This is a genomic window from Halapricum hydrolyticum, from assembly GCF_025517535.1.
GTDB classification, from domain to species: Archaea; Halobacteriota; Halobacteria; order Halobacteriales; family Haloarculaceae; genus Halapricum; species Halapricum hydrolyticum.
This window is the reverse complement of the sequence record NZ_JAOPKC010000003.1, coordinates 40,947-62,066: the sequence shown is the minus strand read 5'-3', so window position 1 is coordinate 62,066 and position 21,120 is coordinate 40,947. Positions and strand designations below refer to the sequence as shown.

Genomic DNA, 21,120 nt, shown 5'->3' with positions numbered 1-21,120 from the left:
ACCGGCGGTGAGACCGATCGGACGGTTCGTGCCCACACTGGCGTTCGAGGATCGATTACAGAGTTTCGCGGACGGAGGGACGGAACGGCATCACAGCCGCTCTAATACGGCTTCAGCGTCGTATTTCAGCGTCAGGTCCCGCGACCGGCCGCGGCCGTCGACGCTGGTGTACTCGGCGTCGATGATGTCCAGCTGGTCGAGCTTGTTGATGATCTCCGAGTAGCGGGTGTAGCCCAGATCCGACCGGTCGTGAAACGCCTCATAGATGTCGCCGGCGCGACCGCCCTGCTCCTCGGCCAGCACCTCGACCAGCGCCTGCTCGGAGTCCGAGAGTCCGCGGAGGTGCCGCGAGAGGTGGACGTATTTGGACTTGTCGTACGCCTCCTCGACGTCTTCGCGTTCGACGATCCGGCTGGCGCGCATCTCGGCGTGCATGCCCGCCCGCCGAAGGAGGTCGATGCCGACGCGCAGGTCGCCACCCTGCTCGGCGGTCAACTCGGCCACCCGGTCCAGCACTGTCGGGCCGACAGCGTCCTCGTGGAAGCCGCGTTCGACGCGCTCCTGGAGGATGTCGACGATTTCGCGCTCGCCGTACTTGTTGAAGTAGACCTCTTCCGGCCGGAAGACGCTCTGGACGCGGCTGTCGAGTGCCTCGATCACGTCCAGATCCAGGTCCGAGGAGATGACGATGACGCCGATCTTCGCGCCACTGTGGGCTTCGTGTGCGCGAAGGAGCGAGTACAGCGTTTCGCTGGCTTCGCCCTCGTAAAAGAGGTAGTTCACGTCGTCCAGCGCCACCGCCAGCACCTCGTCTTCCTCGACGAGTTTGTCGGTGATCTGGCCGAACAGCTTCTTGAACGAGATCCCGCTAGCGGGCGGTTCGTACTCGAAGACGTGTTCGAACAGCCGCGAGAAGACCGAATACCGCGTCGAGTCGACCTGGCAGTTGACGCGAGCGACGTTGACGTCTGTCTGGGCGCGCAACTCGGAGAACAGCTTCTGGACTGCGGTCGTCTTGCCGGTCCCGGGCGGACCGCGAGCGATGACGTTCAGCGGCCGCGATCCCCGGACGGCAGGTCGGAGCGCGTACTTCAGGCTCTCCATCTGGCTGTCGCGATGGCGGAAGGTTTCGGGGACGTGGTCTATCTCGAAGACGTGCTCGTCGCGAAACACCGACTCGTCCCAGGACAGCATCCCCTCTTCGGGGTCGTCGCTCATCACTTTCACCGAGCTTCCCGGAGCACTTAACTCTTGGCCAGGATTGGGAGAAGAGCGTCTGACAGGCGTCTCACGGCGGGTATCGGAGCAGAGGGAAGATCAGTCGTCGCCGGACATCGGCGGCGACTCGCGGGACCAGCGGTCGCGGGCGCGGTCGAGCGCGGAGTCGAAGTCGCCCTCGTCCTCCGCGAGTCTCGCCCAGTCGGTCAAGCCGCGCTCCTCGCGCGTACCGGGGATCGTGTTGTCCAGCACGAGCGCGATGAAGCCGCCGACTGCCATCTCGACCCCACCCACGATGAACACCGTCCGGGCGACGACCTCGGTGCCGAGGATCGATCCGAACAGCGGGACGTTCGCGAGTCCGGTCTGGAGCGCCGAGTACCCTTCGAGCCCGCCGATGTACTGCGGGATCGCCATCCCGGCGAACAGCGCGATCCCGACGATGAAGAGGTTGCGCGAGGAGTCCAGGTCGACGTACTTCAGGTTCGCGAGACCGACGGCGACGATCTGGCCGAACATGGCGACGTAGAGTCCGCCGACGATCGGATCCGGGATCGTGGCGATGAGCTGGCCGAAAAACGGGACGACGCCGACGACGAGCATCACGACGGCACCGACCTGGACGACGAACCGGGAGGCGACGCCGGTCAACCCGATCGCGCCGATGTTCTCCGAATACGAGGTCGATCCCCCGGTCCCCATCACGCCGGAGAAGACGTTTGCCAGCCCTTCCATCCCGATGCCGTGGTTGATCCGGCGTTTGGAGGGCGCGCCAACGCCGGAGATGCGGGCGACGGCGTGGTAGTCGGCGAACGACTCGATGATCGACGCCAGCACCCCGGCGAACATCCCGACGGCGAAGGAGGCTTTGAACATCGGCATCCCCCACTGGAACGGCAGCGGGACGTACAGGAGCGATTCGACGTCAGTGACCCGCTCGAAATCGATAAAGCCGGGGTCGCCGGCCGGAATGAGGCCCGTCGCCGAAGCCACTGCCGCGATGATCCACGCGGCAGCGATCCCCAACAGGACCGGAAACAGCGCGAACACAGGCGAACGTCGGTCGAGATACTGCGAGAACAGCACGATCAACCCGAGCGTGAGCAACAGGAGGTACCAGTTGTTGGCCGCCTGCGTGACCTGCGGAGCGGAGAACAGCGACAGCCCGATCAGCGCGACGACCGGGGCGACGACGACCGGCGAGAGGTACTCCCGGATCTTGCCGACGAGCCCGAAATATCCGATCGCGATCTCGACGATGGCAGCGGTGATGATCGCGCCCTGCAGGAAGAGCAGCTTCGCGTTCCAGGCCGGCAGTCCGGAGACGGCGACCTCGGTCGTGACGATAGCGAGACCGGGTGCGAGCATCGAGAAAGGCGCCCCCTGAACGATCGGATATCGGTTGCCGAACGTGGTCTGGGCAAGCGTCGCGATCCCGCTGACGACGAAGAACGTGCCGATGAACTTCGCGGTGACGTCCGTCGGCATTCCCATCGCGCTCGCCAGCAACAGCGGAACGGCGATGTTCGCCCCGATCATCGTCAGGTAGTGCTGTGCTCCTAGCAGGATCGACCGTCCGAGTGGCGGTCGATCTTCGATCCCGTACTCGACGAGCGCGTCGGACTCGCTGTCTCCCATCTCTGTCCACCGCGTCGTTCCTACCGTACGAAAAAGCGTCGAAGCAGCCTCGCTGGCCGATATAAACGACTATTATGAATGCCGTAGATGTTTCATCCATGAGAGAGCGACACACACACGTCGAGGAGTGGGCGTCGCTGCTCGACGAGCGGATCGCCGACGAAACAGCCGCTCGTCGGTCGGACGAGCGATCCGCCCGGGAGTGACCGAACCAGCGTCGCGGGTCGGACGGCGCTGGCCCGCGTCTTTTTTCGGCATCGGCGTCGAACACTCGCGTATGAGCGATTTCGACGAGGAAGCCGAGCGCGAACGGCTCCGCGAACAGTACGAGCGCGACGAGCAAAAGCGGGAGGCGACCGAGCGGATGAGCGAACTCCTATTGAAAGGCGCGACGATGACGAACGTCCACTGTGAGACGTGTGGCGATCCGATCTTCCGGTACGAGGGGCAGCTGTTCTGTCCGACCTGCGAAGAAGTCGTCGCGGAGGACGGCACGAAGATCGATGACGGCGCCAGCGCGGCCGAGACGGACGAGGGTGGATCCGAGCCAGCAGCCGAGTCCACGGCGGCAAGCGACACAGAACCGACAGCCGAGTCCGCGGCGGAAACAGCTCCGGAGGACGGTGCCGAGAGCGACACCGCCGGGGAGGCCCCGGACGCGGACGACAGTCCGACGGGACCGGATCGGCGTGAAGCGTCGGAGTTACCCGAGCGTCGCGAGCGGCCGAGCGTTCCCGACCGCGACCGGAGTCCAGGCGAGGAGTTGCGCCGTCCGGATCCGCCAGCCCGCCGCGAGGAGTTCGAGCGCGAGTCGACCGCCGACGGAAGCGACGACCTCGAGCAGGCCAGGGCGTCGCTGCGCCGGAGCCTGCTCCGGTTCGCTCGCGAAGCCGAACAGGCCGACGATCCGCGACGCGCTCGCGAATCACTCGAGGCTGCGAACGAAGCCGCCGATGCACTCGTGACGATCTCCGAACTGCGGTAGCCACGGTCGCGGAACGACGCGGCTACGCGATCGTATCGGCCGTTCGCAGTCGGAAACGATCGGAGGGAGCGTTTCGTACAATCGTGTAAAGATAGTACAAAACCACGCGCGAAACGAAAATCAATTACGGGTTTTGTCACCGGTACCAGTAGCGAACGCCGGCAGGAAAGAACGTATATATGAAGGCTACTAAACGTTCTTTACTCGAACCATGGGCTCCGAGAGTATATCGGACGAATCACAGGGCACAGCCATGCCCGATGGACCGCCAATCACGGCGACGCTGGCGGTCGAACCACCGCCGGAAGCCGACTGCGTGGTCGTAAGCGAAGCCGACAACATCGATATCGAGGATCACAACCTCACGTTCTCGCGGTCCGCGGGGAACAGCGACCTCGAAGACGGGACGTGCAACACCAAGGTCGTCGAGGAAGACGAGGGCGTGTTCTCCGACCGGTACGTCCGGTCCGAGGTCGAGACCGGCTGTTTCTGTCTCGTCTTTCACGAGGTCGACTGCGTGCCCTCCATCGAGCGCGTTCAGGGCAACCGGATCGTCGTCTCCGTGCTGTTGCCCGACCGCGAGACGCTACGCGAACTCGTCAGCCGGCTCCGCGAGGGAGGCTCCAGCGTCGACGTCTACGGCATCACCCAGTCGAACGTCAAAGGCAACGAGTCGATCGTCATGGACGTTACCGACATCACCGATAAACAGCGCGAGGCGCTCATGGTCGCCGTCGAAGAGGGGTACTACGAAACGCCCCGCAAAGCAGATCTGGAAGTCCTGGCCGACCGGCTCGGCATCTCGAAGTCGGCCGTCTCCCAGCGGCTCAAATCGATCGAGTCGAAACTGATTCACAAGCTCGTCGATCACTGGTCTGTGGACTGAGTTTCCTTCGGAACACCTGTCACTCGGGAAGGGTTTTTGCCAGAGACAGTACTTGAAACAGTGTAAAATGAAGGTGAATCTTCTCGCTGGTGTCGCACAGACGTATTCCCATGAGCAGGTATACGGTATCCAGCCAGTTCGCGGGGTCGACTGGCGCGGGTCAGATGACGAGGACGGGTTCGAGTAGCCACCAGCGGCGACGCGCGGGGAAACGGCCGGGAGGTGCCGGGAAGTGCAATGACTGACTCGAATTACCCGCTATTCGTGACGTTGAAGGTCGAAGACCGGTCAGTCCTGCGGCACGTCGTCCGCGAGTACTCTCAGTTGGAGTCGAGCGTGAAGATGATCTCGATCGTCGACCCCTCGCGCGAAGACGTAAACTGCCTGTCTATCGACGTCAGCGACGTCACTGAAAAGCAGTGGGAGGCGCTGGAGGTCGCACACGAGCTCGGACACTACTCCACCCAGCGGGGCGGCAATCTCGCGGACATCGCCGACGCGCTCGGGATCTCGAAATCGGCGGCGTCACAGCGACTGCGGGCCGCAGAGGGGAAGATCATGTCCGCGATCCTCGGCGCGACACAGATCCAGGAGACCGAGACGGTCTGAACGAGTCCGCTCGCGTTCCGCTTAAACTGCTTTATATTACAGCCGAACCGTTTTGCGTGCGGTGTCAATATAGCCAGGCATGGCAGACGATCGACTGTCTTCAGAAGTCAGAGACAGGCTACAGGAGCGCCGGGAGGACCAGACTGCTTCGGGAACACTCGTCGCGAGCGACGAGGAGGCGTACGTCGGTGACACGATCACACTTCGTGGGCTGAACCTCCCCGCGAACACGGAGGTCGACGTCTTCTGGAAGACCGTCGAAGGGCGGTGGGGGATCCTGAAGGCCAACGAGGTCGTCGGCGCACAGTATCGCCCGCGAACGGTCGAGGCGTTCACCGCGACGACCGACGAGGACGGCCGCTTCGAGCGAGACTGGGAGATTCCGGAGGATTACGGCGGCGAACACACGATCGAAGTCCGAACAGACGAGGACGGACCGCCGCTGGCGAAGACGACGATCGCGATCACGCCGTGGTTCGAACTCGATCGCACCGAAGCCCCGCTCGGGGACTTTTTCACGATCACGGGCTACGGCATCGGCCCGAACGTCCTTGAGAACAACTACCAGATCGCCTGGGACAACGGGACGATGGGCTTCATGACCGGCGTGATCAACCGCGGGACTGCGACTGCGCGGGTCCGGGCAGTCGGCCCGGTCGGGTCTCACGAGATCCAGGTCTGGCGCAACTACCGGGGCGTACCGTTCCTCCAGAACAACACGCAGTCGCCGTTCGGCGAGGTCGCCGGTGGCCGCCAGTACGCCTGGTCGGTCGAGGTGACCGAGCCCGAAAGCGAGCCGGAGACGGCGTGGGTCGAGTCGACGTTCGACGAGGCGCCCCTGGCGGCCCACATGCCCGAGCCCGACCGCGAGACCGAGGCCGAACTGGAAATTACGCCCCAGAGCGGCCAGCCCGGCACTGACACGGTCATCTCTGGTCGCGGGTTCCCGCCAGAGCAGCAGGTCGATCTGGTCTGGCACACCCACGAAGGGCATCGCGTGAAGGACATCCCGATCACGCCCGAGCCGGTTCCGGGTGTGCTCCCCTCCGTCGAGACCGACGAGGACGGCTCCTTCCAGATCGAATTCGAGATCCCGAAAGACCGCGGTGCGACCCGCCCCATCACCGCGATGATCGACGGCGAGTCGGTCGCTGTCACCGGCTTCATGCTCCAGCCCGAGATCACTGAGATAACGCCGACGAGCGGCCCCGCGGGAACGGAGATCGAGATCGCGCTCTCCGGTATCGGCTGGCCCATCTACGAGAACGCCTACTACTTCCTGTACGACAACAAGCCGCTGGGATACATCTGTGGCCTCGAGGCCAAGATCAACGAGACGGTGCTGCGCGCGGCCGGCGAACCCGGCTGGCACTTCATCGACGTCTACCCCAGCCTCTTCGACGTCCAGGAAGACGAGCCGAACTTCGAGTTGATCCCACACCTCTCGTATCTGGACAACCACCCCGTCCGACCGCTCCCGGGTCTGCACATGGCGTTCAAGATTACCGAATAGTCGGATCCCGGGCCCAGCACACGAATGGATCGGTTCTATCAGGCATGTTCGCTCGCCATCCCGCTCGCGCTGTGGCAGCTAGCGGTGGGTGTGTTCGGCCTCGTGAGCCCCTCGCTGTTGCCGCCGCCGGCGACGATCATCGGGACGACGGCGTCGCTGCTGGCCCAGGAGGGCTTTCGATCGGACGTGCTCGTCACGCTCCAGCGGACGCTCGCGGCCTCGATCGCCGGATCGGCGCTCGGAACGGTCGTCGGGCTGGCAATGGGCTGGAACCCGAAGATCAAGGCCGTCCTCTCGCCGCTGGCGGCGGCGATCTTCCCGCTGCCGATGATCGCACTGTTGCCGCTGGTGATCTTGCTGCTGGGGAGCACCGAGACCGCGCTGGTCGTCACTGCCGGCCTCGGAACCTTTTTCGTCGTGCTGTGGAACGCGATGGACGGCGCCAGCGGGATCGAGAGCGTCTACGTCGACGTCGCCAGGGACAACGGCGCGACCTCGACCTACCGGCTCTTCCGGGAGGTGCTGCTGCCAGGGTCGCTGCCGCTGGTGCTGAGCGGGTTGCGTCTCGGGTTGAGCACCTCGCTTTTGATCGTCGTAGCCGTCGAGCTGGTCGCCGGGAGCAGCGGTCTCGGCAACTTCCTGTGGATCGCCTGGATGTCCTACGACATCACCGCGCTGTACGCCGGGCTGGTCGTTAGCGGCATCCTCGGAATCGCCTTCACCTACGGGCTGGGCGCGATCGAGCGCCGGCTCGTCCCCTGGCACGCGGACAACCGACGGACGGTCGTACTATGACGGCGCGACGCGCGACGTCGAACGAACTATAAAACAAACTGGAATATGAAGCACATAGGTTTCACGGATGGTACGAAAACAGACAGCTATGACGGGTAGTACACAGTCGGACCGGCGGGACGGGCGAACGGCGAGCACGCGTCGAAGATTCCTGGCAGGAGCAAGCGTCACAGCAGCGGCCGGCGTCGCCGGCTGTGGCGGGCTGCTCGGGTCAAGCGACGAGTCGAACACCGGTCCGGATACCGTGACGTTCGGGACGCTGACGATCCCGGCCGTATCGGAGGTGCTGGTCGCCAGAGACCGCGGTTACTTCGAGGAGCGAGACATCGAACTCGAGATCGAGCGCATCCAGAGCGCGCCCCAGGCGACGCCACGACTGGCCAGCGGCGACCTCGACACGGCGACGGGATCGGTGGGCGCGAGCCTGTTCAATTCCGTCGCCCAGGACGTCGAGATCAACGTCGTCGCCGACCAGACTCAGTACTGGCGCGGCCAACCTTCCTCGAACAAGGTCCTGATCCGTCCCGAAAAGTACACGGAGGGGATGACCCTCTCGGACGTCTCGGAGGACTTCACGATCGCGCTGCACGGCGAGGGGAACGTCGACTCGTACATCTGGGGGCGACTGCTCCAGCGTAACGACATGACCTGGGACGACGTCCAGACGAAGAATATCCTCTATACGAACATGACGAGCGCGATGTCCGCGGGCGAGATCGACGCCGCCGCCATCCCCGATCCGCTCGGGCTCGGAATGGTCAACGAGACCGGTGCCAAGCGGCTGTTGTACGCCTCGGAGGTCGCCCCGCGGATGCAGATCGGCGTCTATCTGTTCGGCGAGCCGTTCATGCAGAACCGTCCGGAAGTCGCGCGTCGGTGGCTGGAGGCGTATCTGCTCGGCGTCCGGGAGTACTACGAGCTGGGCGGGTTCCCCAGCGACGAGGTCGCATCGATCGTCAGCGACGAGTTCGGTCTCCCGAAGAACCTGATCAAGATGTCGATCCCGTCGTTGCCCCACAAGAACGGGCGCCTCAACAGGGAAAGCATCATGAGCCAGCAGACCTACCATCACTGTCGTGGCACTGTCGAGGAGCAGGCCGAGGAGTCGTCGATCGTCGACGAATCGCTACTGGAGGAGGCGCTCGACGAAGTCGGGCGGCTCGACGATCCCGAGCCCACCGTCGAGACGATAAACGAGTGGGGACAGAACTCGCCCAAGCCCTACTCCGAACTGGAGACGATCGACGAACCCGAGGGGTTCCCGGCCGAATCGCTCTGTGAATGAGCGACCGACCGGCACGCCCGCAGGCGGCGACAGTCCAGCCGAGAGATCCACCCATGGAGCCACCACGAACGTCGACGGACGACGCGGTCGCTGGCACTGGCAGGCAGAGTGCCGACAACGAGCGATCCGTCCGCATCCGTGCTTCCGGGGTCGAGAAGGCCTACGCGGGCCAGAACGGTGGCGTGCAGGCGCTGTCGGGGATGAACCTGGAAGTCTACGACAGCGAGTTCTTCTGCCTGCTCGGCCCCTCCGGCTGTGGCAAGTCGACGTTTCTGCGGCTGGTCAGCGGGCTGCTGGAAGCCGACGCCGGCGAGATCGACATCCGGACCGAATCCGACGGGGATCGACCGACGACCAGCATGGTCTTCCAGGAGAAGGGGATCTTCCCCTGGAAGTCGGTGCTCGATAACGTCGCGTTCGGGCTGAAGATGCGCGGTGTCGGCAAGCAGCGACGCTACGAGATCGCCCGCGAGTACATCGAGAAGGTCAACCTCTCGGGGTTCGAGAACGCCTACCCCCACCAGCTCTCGGGCGGGATGGCCCAGCGGGTCGGCATCGCCCGTGCGTTCGCGAACGACCCGCAGGTGCTGCTGATGGACGAGCCCTTCGGCGACCTGGACGCCCAGACGAAGCGCTACCTTCAGGAGGAGTTGCTGTCGCTGTGGAGCGAATCGAAGAAGACCGTCGTCTACGTCACTCACGACATCGAAGAGGCGATCCAGCTCGGCGATCGACTCGGCGTCATGGGCGCGCGGCCGGGTCACATCAAGGAGATCGTCGACGTCGATCTCGACCGGCCGCGCACCCGAGAGAACCTCGACATCGCTCGCCTCGAAGAGCTGCAGACCCGCGTCTGGGACGTGTTGAGTGACGAGGTCCAGCGCACGGTCGAACGACGATGACGCGTCTCACGGGCTCCAGAGTCGTCGGACAGCTCCCGTCGCTACTGGGCCCGTTCGTCGTGCTCGCGCTCGCGTGGGAGCTGGCGGCAGGCACGATCGTCGATCCACGCTTTTTCCCGCCACCGTCGGTGACGTTGCCGCTGGCCGCCGAGCTGTATATCGAGGGCGAGTTCCTGACACACGCCTTGGCGAGCGTCCGGCGGATCGTCCTCGCGACCGCGATCGGCGCGAGCGCAGGAATCGCCGTCGGTATCGTCGCCGGGTGGTCCCATCGGGCGCGGCTGCTCGTGAACCCGCATCTGGCGGTGCTGTACCCGCTCCCGAAGATCGCGCTCCTCCCGGTGATGTTCGCGCTCTTTGGCCTCACCGAGACCGTGCGGATCCTGACGATGGCGCTGGCGGTGTTCCTGCTGGTCGCGATCAACACGATGGGCGGTGTCCGGTCGATCGAGGACGTCCATATCGAGGCGGCACTGGACAACGGCGCGGGCACGTTCGATCTGTATCGAGAGGTCATCCTGCCGGGTGCACGCCCGCAGATATTCAGTTCGCTCAGCATGGGCTTCAGCGTCGGCTTCGCGCTGCTGGTGGTCATCGAGATGCTGGCCGCCGAGTCCGGGCTGGGCTACGTCATCTGGAACTCCTGGCAGCTGTTTACGATCCCGCGGATGTACGTCGCCGTCTTCTCGATTAACGTGCTGGGCGTGCTGTTCGTCCACGGCACCGAGATCCTCGGCGACGTGCTCACACCCTGGGAAGGAACGTACCAACCATGACAGACAACATCAACGAACCGGAGACGGACGTATCGAGCGAACAAGAGACGGCGGAGACCAGCGCCTCGGAGATGGCAAGCGAGTCGAGCTTCGACGAGGAGGAGGCTCGCCTGGAGTTCGCGGACACGGTCACGATCGAGACGAGCAAGGACGACCTCTGGAGGTTCATCTCCCAGGCCGAGAACCTCGCGGATTGCATTCCGGGCGCGGAGTCGGTCGAACGACTCTCCGAGCGCCATTACACCTGTGAGATCACGCGCGGGATCAGTCGCGTGACGGTCTCGCTGGACGGCGAGTTCGAACTCGTCGAGATGAACGAACCCGACTGGATCGTCATGGAGGGCAACGGCTTCGACTCGACGACCGGCAGCGACTTCGACGTGCTCGCCGCCATGGAGATGAACGAGCACGAGGAGGGGACCGACCTCTCCTATTCGGCGGAGCTGTACTACACGGGCGGGGTCGCCCGACTCGGGGCACGGCTCCTGAGCCGGGTCATCCAGGGCGACATCGAGACGTACTTCCAGAACATCAAAGACGAAGTCGAAGCGGAGTGATACTGGTAGCGATACGTTCGAAAAGACCTTCGGTAGTCCGTGGTGCCGAATCAGTTCGAGATTGTAGAGTCAGCAGTGTAAACTACCCTCCCCTACTTCGCTCGGGGGCAATGGCTCCGCTCGCTCCTTGAGGGTGGGGCCTCCGCCTCGAATTAGGTGAGCCGCGGCTCAGCCTGAGCGGTCAAAAAGAGAGAAAAATCGAACTTCGAGCGCGCCGGGAAACGGAAGGGAGACTTACGAGCCGTCGGATTCGGCGTTCGGGTTGACGAAGTAGACCGAACCCAGGTAGACGCCGACGTCGTTGAACTCTTCGTCGCCGCTGGCACCGGTGATCTGCACCTCGTAGGTGTACTCGCCGTTGAGGTCGTCCGAAATGTCGTCGGCCTTCCAGACAGTGTTCCAGGCGTGGCTTCCCTCCGACCACGAGTCGTCGCTGTCAGCACCCCACTCGAGTGGGAGCGTCACGTCGAGTTCGGGGAAGTAGACCTGTGCAGAATCGACGACCTCGTCGCTCGGGGTCACCATCTCGCCGGAGTTCGCGTGCCAGATACCGATGTCGAAGCCGACCGAGCCGGTCGAGTCGAAGGTGTAGTCCGGGTTGCAGCTGCTGATGAACTGACTGTTCGAACCGGCGTCACCGAGCGTACTCGTGTGGTAGGTTTCGGCGGTGACGACGTAGTTGTTCCCGGGGTCGTCGTACTCGACGACCTCGAACACGCCCGACGCGATGCCGACGCTGGTGAAGGTGCCGTCGTTGTCGGAGACCTCGACGGTATAGGTCGTTTCGCCGGTCGGCCAGTCCTCGGGGATATTCGTCCAGACGGGACCGCTCCATTCGGGCTCGGCTTCCTCGTCGTCGTCCAGGCTCCAGCCCAGGTCGGCGGTCGGACCGCCCTCGATGTTGATCGCGACGGAGATCTCGTCGCTGCCGAGTTGCTCGCCGCTCGGATCGTAGACGCCGACCTTGAACACCGGCTCCATCCCGTGGGTAAACGTCCGGGTCCAGGAGCACGCGTCGGCGAACCCACCGGCACCGGACGGGTTCTCGCCACCCGAACCGGCGAGAATGTCGTCGGTGACCACGAATTCTTCCGGTTGCGGCTCCGGCGTCTCCGTCTCGGTCTCTGTCTCTGTTTCTGTCTCTGTGTCGGTCGGCTCTTCGGTCTCGGTACCGTCACCGGGACTCAGCGCGTTACAACCTGCGAGTGCGACGGACGCCCAGCCGGCAGCCCCGCCGGCGACGAACTTCCGTCGCGAAACGCCTGTGTCTGATTCAGAATCTGAACGCTCGGGTGTCATTACAACAGTTACGTGCCGCCCAACTCTCATAAAGCCTAGTCTGGAAACGTACAGGGGTATATAAGTGCTGCCCGGGCGGCCGGTGGCACGATTCGAACCCCGGCGGTTGATCATGCAATTATTCCGTGTGTCTATGTGAACAATAGACACTCGACAAATCAGAAACCACACGAACGGGCAGAGGAGAGGGCGGACCCAGGCGAAGATCGCTATCAGTGCAGCGTACGGTCGACCTCTTCGAGACCACGGTCCTCTTTGGTCGTCGGCCCGGGGACGGCCGTCACCTCGACGTCCGAGGGGTCGTCGCCGACGTAGATGACGTTCGGATCCGAGGCGTTCTCGCGAAGCACGAACGTGTCCTCGGGGTACTCTTCGAGGTACTCCTCGGGGTCGCCCTCCCCGTCTTCGAGTTCGCCGACTTTCTCCCGGAGGTACTGCCGCGGTGCACTCTCGGGGTCGTTCATGTCGCCGAACTGGATCGCGTCGACGGGACAGACCTCCTCGCATGCAGTCGTCGTACCGTCTAGCTCGTCGTCCAGCTCGCGGTGGGAGCAGAACGTGCACTTGCTGCAGGAGCCGTCCGGCGGGGTGCCCGCGACCCAGCGCCCCTGATCGTCGTACTTCTGATCCTCGAATTCCGCAGTGACGTCGTCGAGGATCGGGTCGTAGTCCTCGTTGCTCTCGGGGTCGCCGAGGTAGTCGGGTGCTCCGTCGTGGACGAAGGCATTGACGTGGTACGGACAGGCGACCTCACAGTAGGCACAGCCCAGACAGGTGTCGTAGTCACACAGGACGCGCCCGTTCTCGGTCTTGAACCGGGAGTTGTTCGGACAAACCTCGATGCAGGGTGCGTCGTCACAGTGCATGCACGGTCGCTGTATTGGGTCACACCCCTCGACGGTGTTCGGTGGGCTCTCGTACTCTTTGTCCTCGCGCCGGTAGCGGAATACGTCCTGCCAGAAGTGCCCCTCGGGCGTGTTGTTCTCCTCTTTACAGCCCTGGACACACCGGAGACACTTGATACAGGTCTCGGTGTCGATGACCATCCCCACCTGGACGTCGCCGCCTTCCTGGGCGGCCGCAGTGCCGCCGGTACTGCCGGAGACGAACTCGCCGGCCACGCTGCTTCCTGCGCCGGCTGCCACCGCGCCCGTCGCGAGCGCACCCGTCGCCTTGAGCATGTCCCGGCGGGACGCCTTGCTCTCGGTCGGCGGGACGCCCGGCGTCGCTTCGGCGTCGGCCTGTGAGTCCGATCGCAGATCGACGCCGAACTCCTGGCGGACGTCGTCGACGTACTTCTCCTCGAAGGCCGCTCGCGAGAGCTCGCCGTTCGAGACGCGGCGCGCGTCCCGCGCCATCTGCTTGCCGAGTTCGGTGTCGAACTCGACGTGTGAGAGTCGTTCCTCGGCCCGGTCCTCGATGTCGTCTAGATCGTAGTTGTCGCTCATTGTAATCACACTCCGAACAGCGGCACGTTCAGCGCCGCGTAGATGATCGTCAGTCGAAGCATCAGCCCGCCGAAGATGACGAATCCGAACTTGGCCGTGTAGCCAGCGGTCGCCAGCCGCTCCAGACGCGGGTTGTCGTGCAGCTCGTAGCGCCACTCGATCGTGAGCAGCCCCACGGAGATCGCAAGCGGCAACAACAGGCCGAGGGCGACGACGCCGCCCCAGAAGATCAGGTTCCCTTCCGTCAGCAGATATCGCTGGGTCTCGACGGCGGTCGTGTTGCCGTTGACCAGCGTCGCCAGTAGCATGTAGATGACGACCATCTCGGCGACGATGATCACGTCGTCGGCGACACTGAACATCGTGACGCCCGTGTCGGTGACGCCTTTCGTGACCGCGGTGACGCCGACGGTCGCGGCGATTCCCATCGAGAGGCCGCTCGCCAGGAACAGCGGCGGGAGCCACGTCGCGTCCCACATCGGGACGACATTTGAGGAGGCGCTGAGCAACAGCGCGGTGTAGACGATCAACAGGAGGCCCACGACCGCACCGAAGGCGTTGATCCCGCGTCGAAGCGTCTCGGAAGGACGGGTCAGATCCGCGACGGTATCGATGATGTCCGTGACCGGTTCGAGAGCGGTGATCGGGATCTCGAACCCGCGATCGGCTCCGAAGCCGAGCCACAGCGCCTGCAGGGCCGAAAGCACCATGAACAGGACGATCACCCACACACCGATCGTCATCCACGAATCGAAGTTCGTGAACAGCCAGATCATGATGACGTGCAGGGGCTCTCCGAGGTGGAAGAGCAGTATCGGGCCGCCGATCGCCAGCGCGACCAGCCCCATGATCGTCCCCCAGCGGGCAGTCGCCAGGTGTCCCTCGCGCCGGGACGGATCCCGGACGCTCAGGAAGTCCGCGACGGTGCCGGTGACGTACGCGCCGCCGGCGAGCCCACCCAGGAACAGGTACACCCCGATCGAGAGGCTCCAGAACTGGCTGGGCAACAGCGGGCTCACGGCCGTCATCGCGATACCCTCCTGTCCTCCGCTCGAGAGTCAGACCACGATACGCCCGTGTGTGGAATCGCATTCGTTGATTGCACGCACCACTTCATACCGGTATATCCGGCCCTCTCGGCGATACCAGTGTATATTCATTTTACAGCTTTTTATATACCCCACCGGGCAGAGCGATCAGTCGCGGGAGGACCACAGTGGGCCAGACCCGACCGAAAAGCCGAGAACCGTCGTGGATCAGACCTGGTTGGTCCGCGCTTTCAAATCTGGTCGGCTTCGTCTTTCTTGCCGGTCGTCAGCGAGAAGTCGTCGCGCGGATAGCCCACGCAGGTCAGCACGTACCCTTCCTGAATCTGCTCGTCGCTGAGGTACTGGTTGCCGTCGTGTTCGACCAGTTCCGATCCGTCGCCGTCGACCTTGGAAGTACACTGCCCGCAGACGCCGACCTGACACTGGTACGGCATGTCCCAATCCTCGTCCAGACCAGCGTCCAGCAGGGCCTCGTCGCTCGCGACGTCGATCGTCCCGCCCTGCTCAACGTACTCGATGCTGTGGGTTTCGATCTCGCCGGGCGTGGTGGTCGTCTCGGGTGGCGTCTCGGTCTCGCCGCCGGGACTGTACGAGTCGGCTTCGTCTTTCACGCCCGTCTCGAGCGAGAAGTCGCTGCGCGGATAGCCCACGCAGGTCAACATGTACCCTGCCTCGATCTGTGCGTCGCTGAGGTACTGGTTACCGTCGTGTTCGACCAGTTCGGTCGGATCGCCGTCGTTCGTGATCTTCGAGGTGCACTGCCCGCAGACGCCGATCTGGCACTGGTATGGAATGTCCAGATCTGCATCGAGAGCAGCGTCGAGGACCGCCGTATCGCTGCCGATGCTGAGCGTCGTTTCCTCCTTGAGGAACTCGACATCGAACGCCTCGACGGTGCCGGGCGTCGTCGTCCCATCGGGGGTCTCGGTCCCGTCGTAGGGAGTCGGCTCGCCGGGACGCGGCCCGGTCTCGCTGCCGTCGCCGAGGATGCCGAGACATCCCGCCGTCGCGAGTGCGCCCACACTCGCCGTGCTGGTGAGCAGCCGTCGCCGGAGATTGCTATCGAGGCCCGTCTCTTCCGTGGAGTCGGCCGCTGGCTCCTCCTCACCGTCGTCGGTCGCGTGACGTCTATCCATACGGGTCGATACGGCCATCCCTCGGATCCGGATTGGGATTGAATATACAGCTATTTAAATACCGACGGCATGGACAGCGTGGCCGTTGCCGACGACAACAGGATTAGGTTCGGTCGCGCACATCTCCGGATATGGAGTCGCTCGATCGGTCCGAAGCGTTCGAGGAGATATCCGCACACGATTCGAAATCGCTGTTCAAGCCGAAAGTCGTCTCGCTGGTCGTGACCAACAGCCCGGAGACGGGGCCGAATCTCATGACTGCGTCGTGGTGGATGCTTGCCGGATACAATCCGCTGCGCTATCAACTGGCAGTCAGCCACAAGACCCACACCCACGAGATTATCGAGCAAAGCGGCGAGTTCGTACTGGCGGCACCCTCCACCGGAATGATCGATGCGGTCGCAGTCGCGGGACAGGTCAGTGGCCGAGATGTCGACAAGCTCGAGTATCTCGATCTCGATACCGTTCCCGGCAAGCACGTCGACGTGCCATTGCTCGCGGACGCAGTCGGCAACATCGAATGTTCTGTTCTGGATTCGTTCACCTTCGAGAACTGTACCTACTACTTCGCCGAGGTCGAGACGGCCCACGTGACCCGCGGCGGACTCGACGGGCGCGTGTTGTCGCTGGACGACGCGGACGTGCTGGCGTACATGGGCAGCGACTGGGCCGACGGCGACGAGGAGACGAAATCGCGCTACTACGCGGAGCTGAGCGGCGACGACCTGCGACGGTACCCGGGCGAGAGCGTCCGGAACGCGCTCCCGGACACCGAGCAGTCGGAGTGATACTGCCGGCAGACGACCGCCTGCGCGGCGCAACGGTCGCCCGTTAGCTTTATTCCCCCTTAATAATAATTATAAAACGCTAGCGAGTCGCACGCCATGATCGTTCAGGGTCCAGCGCTGTCCGTCGTCGTCGACGTACTCACGCGATCGATCGTCGCGGGGAGCGGCGTCGCCGGCACCGCGGCGCTGTTGCTCTTTGTCCCGGTGTACGCGATGCGGTTGCTGACGGCGGTGCTGATCGTCGGTGCCGTCGTGCTCACGCTGGTGTTGCTACAGTCGGTGCTGATCACGCTGTTCGCGCTCGCGGTTCTCCTCGCGCTCGCGTCGCTGCCTGTTCCGGTCGACCGACCCAGTCCAGCTGATCGGCCCAGTCCAGCGGCTACCGAAGAGTAAGAAAGGGCCGTCGAGCACGGACAGCAAGAAGTAGATCGTTACGCTGAGGCCTCGTATCCGGCGTCTTCGACCGCATCGACGAGCGCAGCGGTGTCGGCAGCGCCGTCGATCTCGGCGACGCCTGCTTCGTGGTCGGCCGACGCTCCCGTGACGCCCTCGACGGCTTCGAGCGCCTCGACGACCGCCTGTTCGCAGTGTTCACAGCTCATCCCCTCGACGGTGAGTGTCAGACTCATTGCGTTCGGATATAGGGGTTGCCCGTCTTTTTCGATTGCTGCTTGGAGTCGAAGGCTACAAGCTCCGGACAGTTACGGATCGAAAGTCACGGGCGGCAGATACTACCGTCCGAAGGGCATACGTGATCGTATGCGCGAACTGGACGAGACGGACCTGGAGATCCTGTCGTTGCTCGCGGAGAACGCCCGTCGGCCCTACAGCGAGATCGGCGAGGCAGTCGGCCTGTCCGGGCCGGCGGTCTCCGACCGCGTCACGCGGCTACAGGAGGCGGGGATCATCCGGAACTTCACGATCGACGTCGACCGCTCGGAGTTGCGAGCCGGGGTGCCGGTGTTGATTCGACTCGAAACGGAGGCGATCGACCGGATCCGGAATCGGTTACGCGAAGCCGATCCGGTCGAGCACGTGTTCGTCACCGCCGAAGGCGAGATCTGGTTCTACGCCCGCGCGGAGGCCCGAAACGTCCGCACGTGGATCGAATCGCTGCTGGACGGCACGGCGGCCACCTACAGCGTCACGCTGATCGAGGAGGCCGAATGGACGCCGTCGATCGACGGGCTGGAGTTCGCACTCACCTGCGCCGAGTGCGGAAACACGGTCGATGCCGAAGGCGAAACGACCCGGATCGACGGCGACGTCTATCACTTCTGCTGTCCGTCCTGTCTCGATCGTTTCGAGAGCCGATACCGGCAGCTCGAACAGGGCGCGTAGTACCGGTAACCCGAACAGGGCGCGTAGTACCGGCAGCTCGAAGTGGACAGGCGCAGTTTTGGAATCGAAAGCAGAGCAGGCCTGGAAAGCGGGGTCTCGAAGCAGCAAACTGCCTAAGCGAGGGGCCCGTACGTACAGACACCAATGAGTACGCGAACGTCACACCTCGACATCACGGGGATGTCCTGTGCCAACTGTTCGGGCACGGTACAGGACGCCCTGGAATCGCTCGAGGGCGTGGAAACGGCGAACGTCAACTTCGCGACCGACGAGGGGTCGGTGACCTACGATCCCGAGCGCGTGTCGCTTGCCGAGATCTACGACGCGATCGAGGAGGCCGGCTACGGTGTGGTCTCGGAGACGATGACGATCGGCATCGCCGACATGTCCTGTGCCAACTGCGCACAGGCCAACGCCACCGCCCTGGAGGAGACACCGGGCGTCCTCAGTGCGGAGGTCAACTACGCGACCGACGAGGCGCAGGTGACCTACAACCCGGCCGAGGCGAGCCGCGAGGACCTGTACGACGCGATCGAGGAAGCCGGTTACGAGCCCGTGCGCGAGCAAGTCGACGACGAGTCCACGGACGCCCGCGACGCCGCCCGGGAAGCCGAAATCAGCCGCCAGTTGCGACTCACGCTGTTTGGGGCGGCGCTGTCGACACCGTTCCTGCTGTTCATGGTCGACCGGTTCCTCCTGGGCGGAAGCGTCTTTCCGGAGACGGTCCTCGGCGTGGAGTTCGGGTGGGTCGAGTTCCTGCTGGCGACGCCAGTCCAGGTCGCACTCGGCTGGCAGTTCTACAAGAATTCCTACAAGGCGCTCGTGACCAACGGCCGGGCCAACATGGACGTGTTGATCGCGCTGGGCTCTTCGACGGCGTATCTCTACTCTGTCGCCGCCTTGACGGGCCTGATCGCGGGCGGTCTCTACTTCGACACGGCGGCGTTCATCCTGGTGTTCATCACGCTGGGCAACTACCTCGAAGCCCGCTCGAAGGGGCAGGCCAGCGACGCGCTGCGGAAGTTGCTGGAGATGGAAGCCGAAACGGCGACGATCATTGCCGGCGACGGGACCGAACGGGAGGTCCCCCTGGAGGACGTCGAGGTCGGCGATCTGATGAAGGTCCGGCCGGGCGAGCGGGTCCCGACCGACGGCGTCGTCGTCGACGGGCAGAGCGCCGTCGACGAGTCGATGGTCACCGGCGAGAGCGTCCCCGTCGAGAAGAGCGAGGGCGACGAGGTCGTCGGGTCGACGATCAACGAGAACGGTGTCCTCACCGTGCAGGCGACGAAAGTCGGGGCCGACACGGCGCTCCAGCAGATCGTCCAGACGGTCAAGGAGGCCCAGTCGCGCCAGCCGGAGATCCAGAACCTGGCCGACCGCATCTCGGCGTACTTCGTGCCCGCGGTCATCGCGAACGCCTTGCTGTGGGGGACGGTCTGGTTCCTGTTCCCCGAAGCGCTGGCCGGGTTCGTCGACTCGCTGCCGCTGTGGGGACTGGTCGCCGGCGGGCCGGGCGTCGCCGGCGGTGGCGTCTCGATTTTCGAGTTCGCCGTCATCGTGTTCGCATCGTCCGTGCTGATCGCCTGTCCCTGCGCGCTGGGGCTGGCGACGCCCGCGGCGACGATGGTCGGCACGGCGATCGGTGCCAGAAACGGCGTCCTGTTCAAGGGCGGTGACGTCCTCGAGCGCGCCAAGGACGTCGACACGGTCGTCTTCGACAAGACCGGGACGCTCACCGAAGGCGAGATGGAACTGACCGACGTGATCGCGTTCGACGCGGTCGCCGACGGCGGCGAGCCGACAGCCACGAGCAGTGAAGGGAACGAACCAGCGGCCGACGGTGGCGCCCTGCAGGCGCGCGACCGTCTCGACGAAGACGAGTTGCTCCGGCTGGCGGCGACCGCCGAGAGCGCCAGCGAACACCCCCTCGCACAGGCGATCGTCGAGGGCGCACGCGAGCGCGGCATCGAGGTCGACGAGCCGGACGAGTTCGAGAACGTTCCGGGCCACGGGATCCGAGCGACCGTCGACGGTCGCGAAGTGCTGGTCGGCAATCGGAAACTGCTGGCCGACAACGGCATCGACCCCGCGCCGGCCGCCGACACGATGGAACGCCTCGAAAACGAGGGCAAGACCGCGATGCTGGTCGCGTTGCGCGGTTCGGAGCGAAGCGAGAACCGCGAGGCGAGTGGCGCGGAGCGGAGCTCCGCGGACCATTCGAGCGGGCAAGGCCCGCGAGAAGCCGGCGGCGAGCCGCGAGCGGAAGGAGAACTCATCGGCGTCGTCGCCGACGCCGACACGGTCAAACCGAGCGCGAAAGACGCGGTGAGCGCCCTTCGAAAGCGCGGTATCGACGTGATGATGATCACCGGCGACAACGAGCGGACCGCGCGGGCGGTCGCCGAGCAGGTCGGGATCGACGCCGACAACGTTCGGGCGGAGGTCCTGCCCGAGGACAAATCGGACGCCGTCGAGGCGATCCAGGCGGAGGGTCGACAGGCGATGATGGTCGGGGATGGCGTCAACGACGCGCCGGCGCTCGCCGTCGCGTACGTCGGGACGGCGATCGGCTCGGGGACCGACGTGGCCATCGAAGCGGCCGACGTGACGCTGATGCGCGACGATCCGATGGACGTGTTGAAAGCCATTCGCGTCTCCGACGCGACGCTCCAGAAGATCAAGCAGAACCTGCTGTGGGCGCTGGGATACAACACGCTGATGATCCCGCTGGCGTCGCTCGGGTTGCTCCAGCCAGTGCTGGCGGCCGCGGCGATGGCCTTCTCCAGCGTCTCGGTGCTGACCAACAGCCTGCTGTTCCGGGCGTACACCCCCGATCACGATTACGAGCTGCTGGGTCGACTCCGGCGATAGTGGCCGCGGCAGGTCGCGTCG

The 21,120-nt window shown here is 64.3% G+C and carries 20 protein-coding genes; 13 read left to right on the top strand and 7 right to left on the bottom strand.

All coding sequences use genetic code 11. The annotated features are described in order from the left end of the window. Window positions 1-90 precede the first annotated feature (90 nt). Both OB916_RS05050 and OB916_RS05045 read right to left on the bottom strand, forming a co-directional pair. Window positions 91-1,218 (bottom strand): ORC1-type DNA replication protein, encoded by a 1,128-nt coding sequence (locus OB916_RS05050; protein WP_315908198.1) that lies wholly within the window; start codon window positions 1,216-1,218, stop codon window positions 91-93. A 99-nt stretch (window positions 1,219-1,317) separates the two neighbouring features. Then, window positions 1,318-2,856, bottom strand: a complete 1,539-nt coding sequence (locus OB916_RS05045) for a uracil-xanthine permease family protein (protein WP_315908197.1) — start codon at window positions 2,854-2,856, stop codon at window positions 1,318-1,320. A 277-nt stretch (window positions 2,857-3,133) separates the two neighbouring features. On the opposite strand from OB916_RS05045, the gene OB916_RS05040 reads away from it, so the two are divergent. The 9 genes from OB916_RS05040 to OB916_RS05000 all read left to right on the top strand — a co-directional run bounded on the left by OB916_RS05040 (window position 3,134) and on the right by OB916_RS05000 (window position 11,164). Beyond that, window positions 3,134-3,841, top strand: coding sequence for an Sjogren's syndrome/scleroderma autoantigen 1 family protein (locus tag OB916_RS05040; RefSeq protein ID WP_315908196.1), 708 nt, complete (start codon window positions 3,134-3,136; stop codon window positions 3,839-3,841). A 253-nt stretch (window positions 3,842-4,094) separates the two neighbouring features. Continuing rightward, the gene (locus OB916_RS05035) at window positions 4,095-4,727 is read left to right on the top strand and encodes a helix-turn-helix domain-containing protein (protein WP_315908195.1); all 633 of its coding nucleotides are present in this window, start codon (window positions 4,095-4,097) and stop codon (window positions 4,725-4,727) included. Between the two features lie 237 nt (window positions 4,728-4,964). Then, window positions 4,965-5,336 carry a helix-turn-helix domain-containing protein gene (locus tag OB916_RS05030; RefSeq protein WP_315908194.1) on the top strand — a complete coding sequence of 124 codons (372 nt, stop codon included), beginning with the start codon at window positions 4,965-4,967 and terminating at the stop codon, window positions 5,334-5,336. 79 nt (window positions 5,337-5,415) lie between these two features. After that, a complete protein-coding gene (locus tag OB916_RS05025; protein WP_315908193.1) occupies window positions 5,416-6,849 on the top strand; it encodes a hypothetical protein in 1,434 nt (477 codons plus the stop codon). Between the two features lie 24 nt (window positions 6,850-6,873). Beyond that, window positions 6,874-7,644 carry an ABC transporter permease gene (locus tag OB916_RS05020; RefSeq protein ID WP_315908192.1) on the top strand — a complete coding sequence of 257 codons (771 nt, stop codon included), beginning with the start codon at window positions 6,874-6,876 and terminating at the stop codon, window positions 7,642-7,644. Window positions 7,645-7,732: 88 nt separating this feature from the next. After that, window positions 7,733-8,929 (top strand): ABC transporter substrate-binding protein, encoded by a 1,197-nt coding sequence (locus OB916_RS05015; protein WP_315908191.1) that lies wholly within the window; start codon window positions 7,733-7,735, stop codon window positions 8,927-8,929. Window positions 8,930-8,982: 53 nt separating this feature from the next. Continuing rightward, complete coding sequence (locus tag OB916_RS05010) at window positions 8,983-9,831, top strand: ABC transporter ATP-binding protein (protein ID WP_315908190.1); 849 nt, start codon at window positions 8,983-8,985, stop codon at window positions 9,829-9,831. After that, window positions 9,828-10,607, top strand: coding sequence for an ABC transporter permease (locus OB916_RS05005; protein ID WP_315908189.1), 780 nt, complete (start codon window positions 9,828-9,830; stop codon window positions 10,605-10,607). The genes OB916_RS05010 and OB916_RS05005 overlap by 4 nt, the downstream gene beginning before the upstream one ends. Further along, on the top strand, window positions 10,604-11,164 hold the full coding sequence (locus tag OB916_RS05000) for a CoxG family protein (protein WP_315908188.1): 561 nt from the start codon (window positions 10,604-10,606) through the stop codon (window positions 11,162-11,164). The genes OB916_RS05005 and OB916_RS05000 overlap by 4 nt, the downstream gene beginning before the upstream one ends. A 234-nt stretch (window positions 11,165-11,398) precedes the next feature. Here the strand turns inward: OB916_RS05000 and OB916_RS04995 are convergent, their stop codons facing one another. From OB916_RS04995 to OB916_RS04980, 4 genes are all read right to left on the bottom strand, one after another. Beyond that, window positions 11,399-12,463: a hypothetical protein gene (locus OB916_RS04995; RefSeq protein ID WP_315908187.1), complete on the bottom strand. Its 1,065-nt coding sequence runs from the start codon at window positions 12,461-12,463 to the stop codon at window positions 11,399-11,401. Between the two features lie 212 nt (window positions 12,464-12,675). Then, a complete protein-coding gene (locus OB916_RS04990) occupies window positions 12,676-13,911 on the bottom strand; it encodes a 4Fe-4S ferredoxin N-terminal domain-containing protein (protein WP_315908186.1) in 1,236 nt (411 codons plus the stop codon). A 5-nt stretch (window positions 13,912-13,916) separates the two neighbouring features. Next, a complete protein-coding gene (gene nrfD / locus OB916_RS04985) occupies window positions 13,917-14,939 on the bottom strand; it encodes an NrfD/PsrC family molybdoenzyme membrane anchor subunit (protein WP_315908185.1) in 1,023 nt (340 codons plus the stop codon). Window positions 14,940-15,190: 251 nt separating this feature from the next. Beyond that, a complete protein-coding gene (locus OB916_RS04980; protein WP_315908184.1) occupies window positions 15,191-16,096 on the bottom strand; it encodes a 2Fe-2S iron-sulfur cluster-binding protein in 906 nt (301 codons plus the stop codon). A gap of 131 nt (window positions 16,097-16,227) precedes the next feature. On the opposite strand from OB916_RS04980, the gene OB916_RS04975 reads away from it, so the two are divergent. Both OB916_RS04975 and OB916_RS04970 read left to right on the top strand, forming a co-directional pair. Continuing rightward, the gene (locus OB916_RS04975) at window positions 16,228-16,884 is read left to right on the top strand and encodes a flavin reductase family protein (RefSeq protein WP_315908183.1); all 657 of its coding nucleotides are present in this window, start codon (window positions 16,228-16,230) and stop codon (window positions 16,882-16,884) included. 96 nt (window positions 16,885-16,980) lie between these two features. Next, a complete protein-coding gene (locus OB916_RS04970; protein WP_315908182.1) occupies window positions 16,981-17,277 on the top strand; it encodes a hypothetical protein in 297 nt (98 codons plus the stop codon). 38 nt (window positions 17,278-17,315) lie between these two features. On the opposite strand, the gene OB916_RS04965 is transcribed toward OB916_RS04970, so the two are convergent. Next, entirely contained in the window at window positions 17,316-17,513 is a 198-nt protein-coding gene (locus OB916_RS04965) for a heavy-metal-associated domain-containing protein (protein WP_315908181.1), read from the bottom strand. A gap of 130 nt (window positions 17,514-17,643) precedes the next feature. Between OB916_RS04965 and OB916_RS04960 the strand changes: the two genes are divergently transcribed. Beyond that, window positions 17,644-18,225 (top strand): AsnC family transcriptional regulator, encoded by a 582-nt coding sequence (locus OB916_RS04960; protein ID WP_315908180.1) that lies wholly within the window; start codon window positions 17,644-17,646, stop codon window positions 18,223-18,225. Between the two features lie 144 nt (window positions 18,226-18,369). Continuing rightward, a complete protein-coding gene (locus OB916_RS04955) occupies window positions 18,370-21,099 on the top strand; it encodes a heavy metal translocating P-type ATPase (RefSeq protein WP_315908179.1) in 2,730 nt (909 codons plus the stop codon). Window positions 21,100-21,120 lie beyond the last annotated feature (21 nt).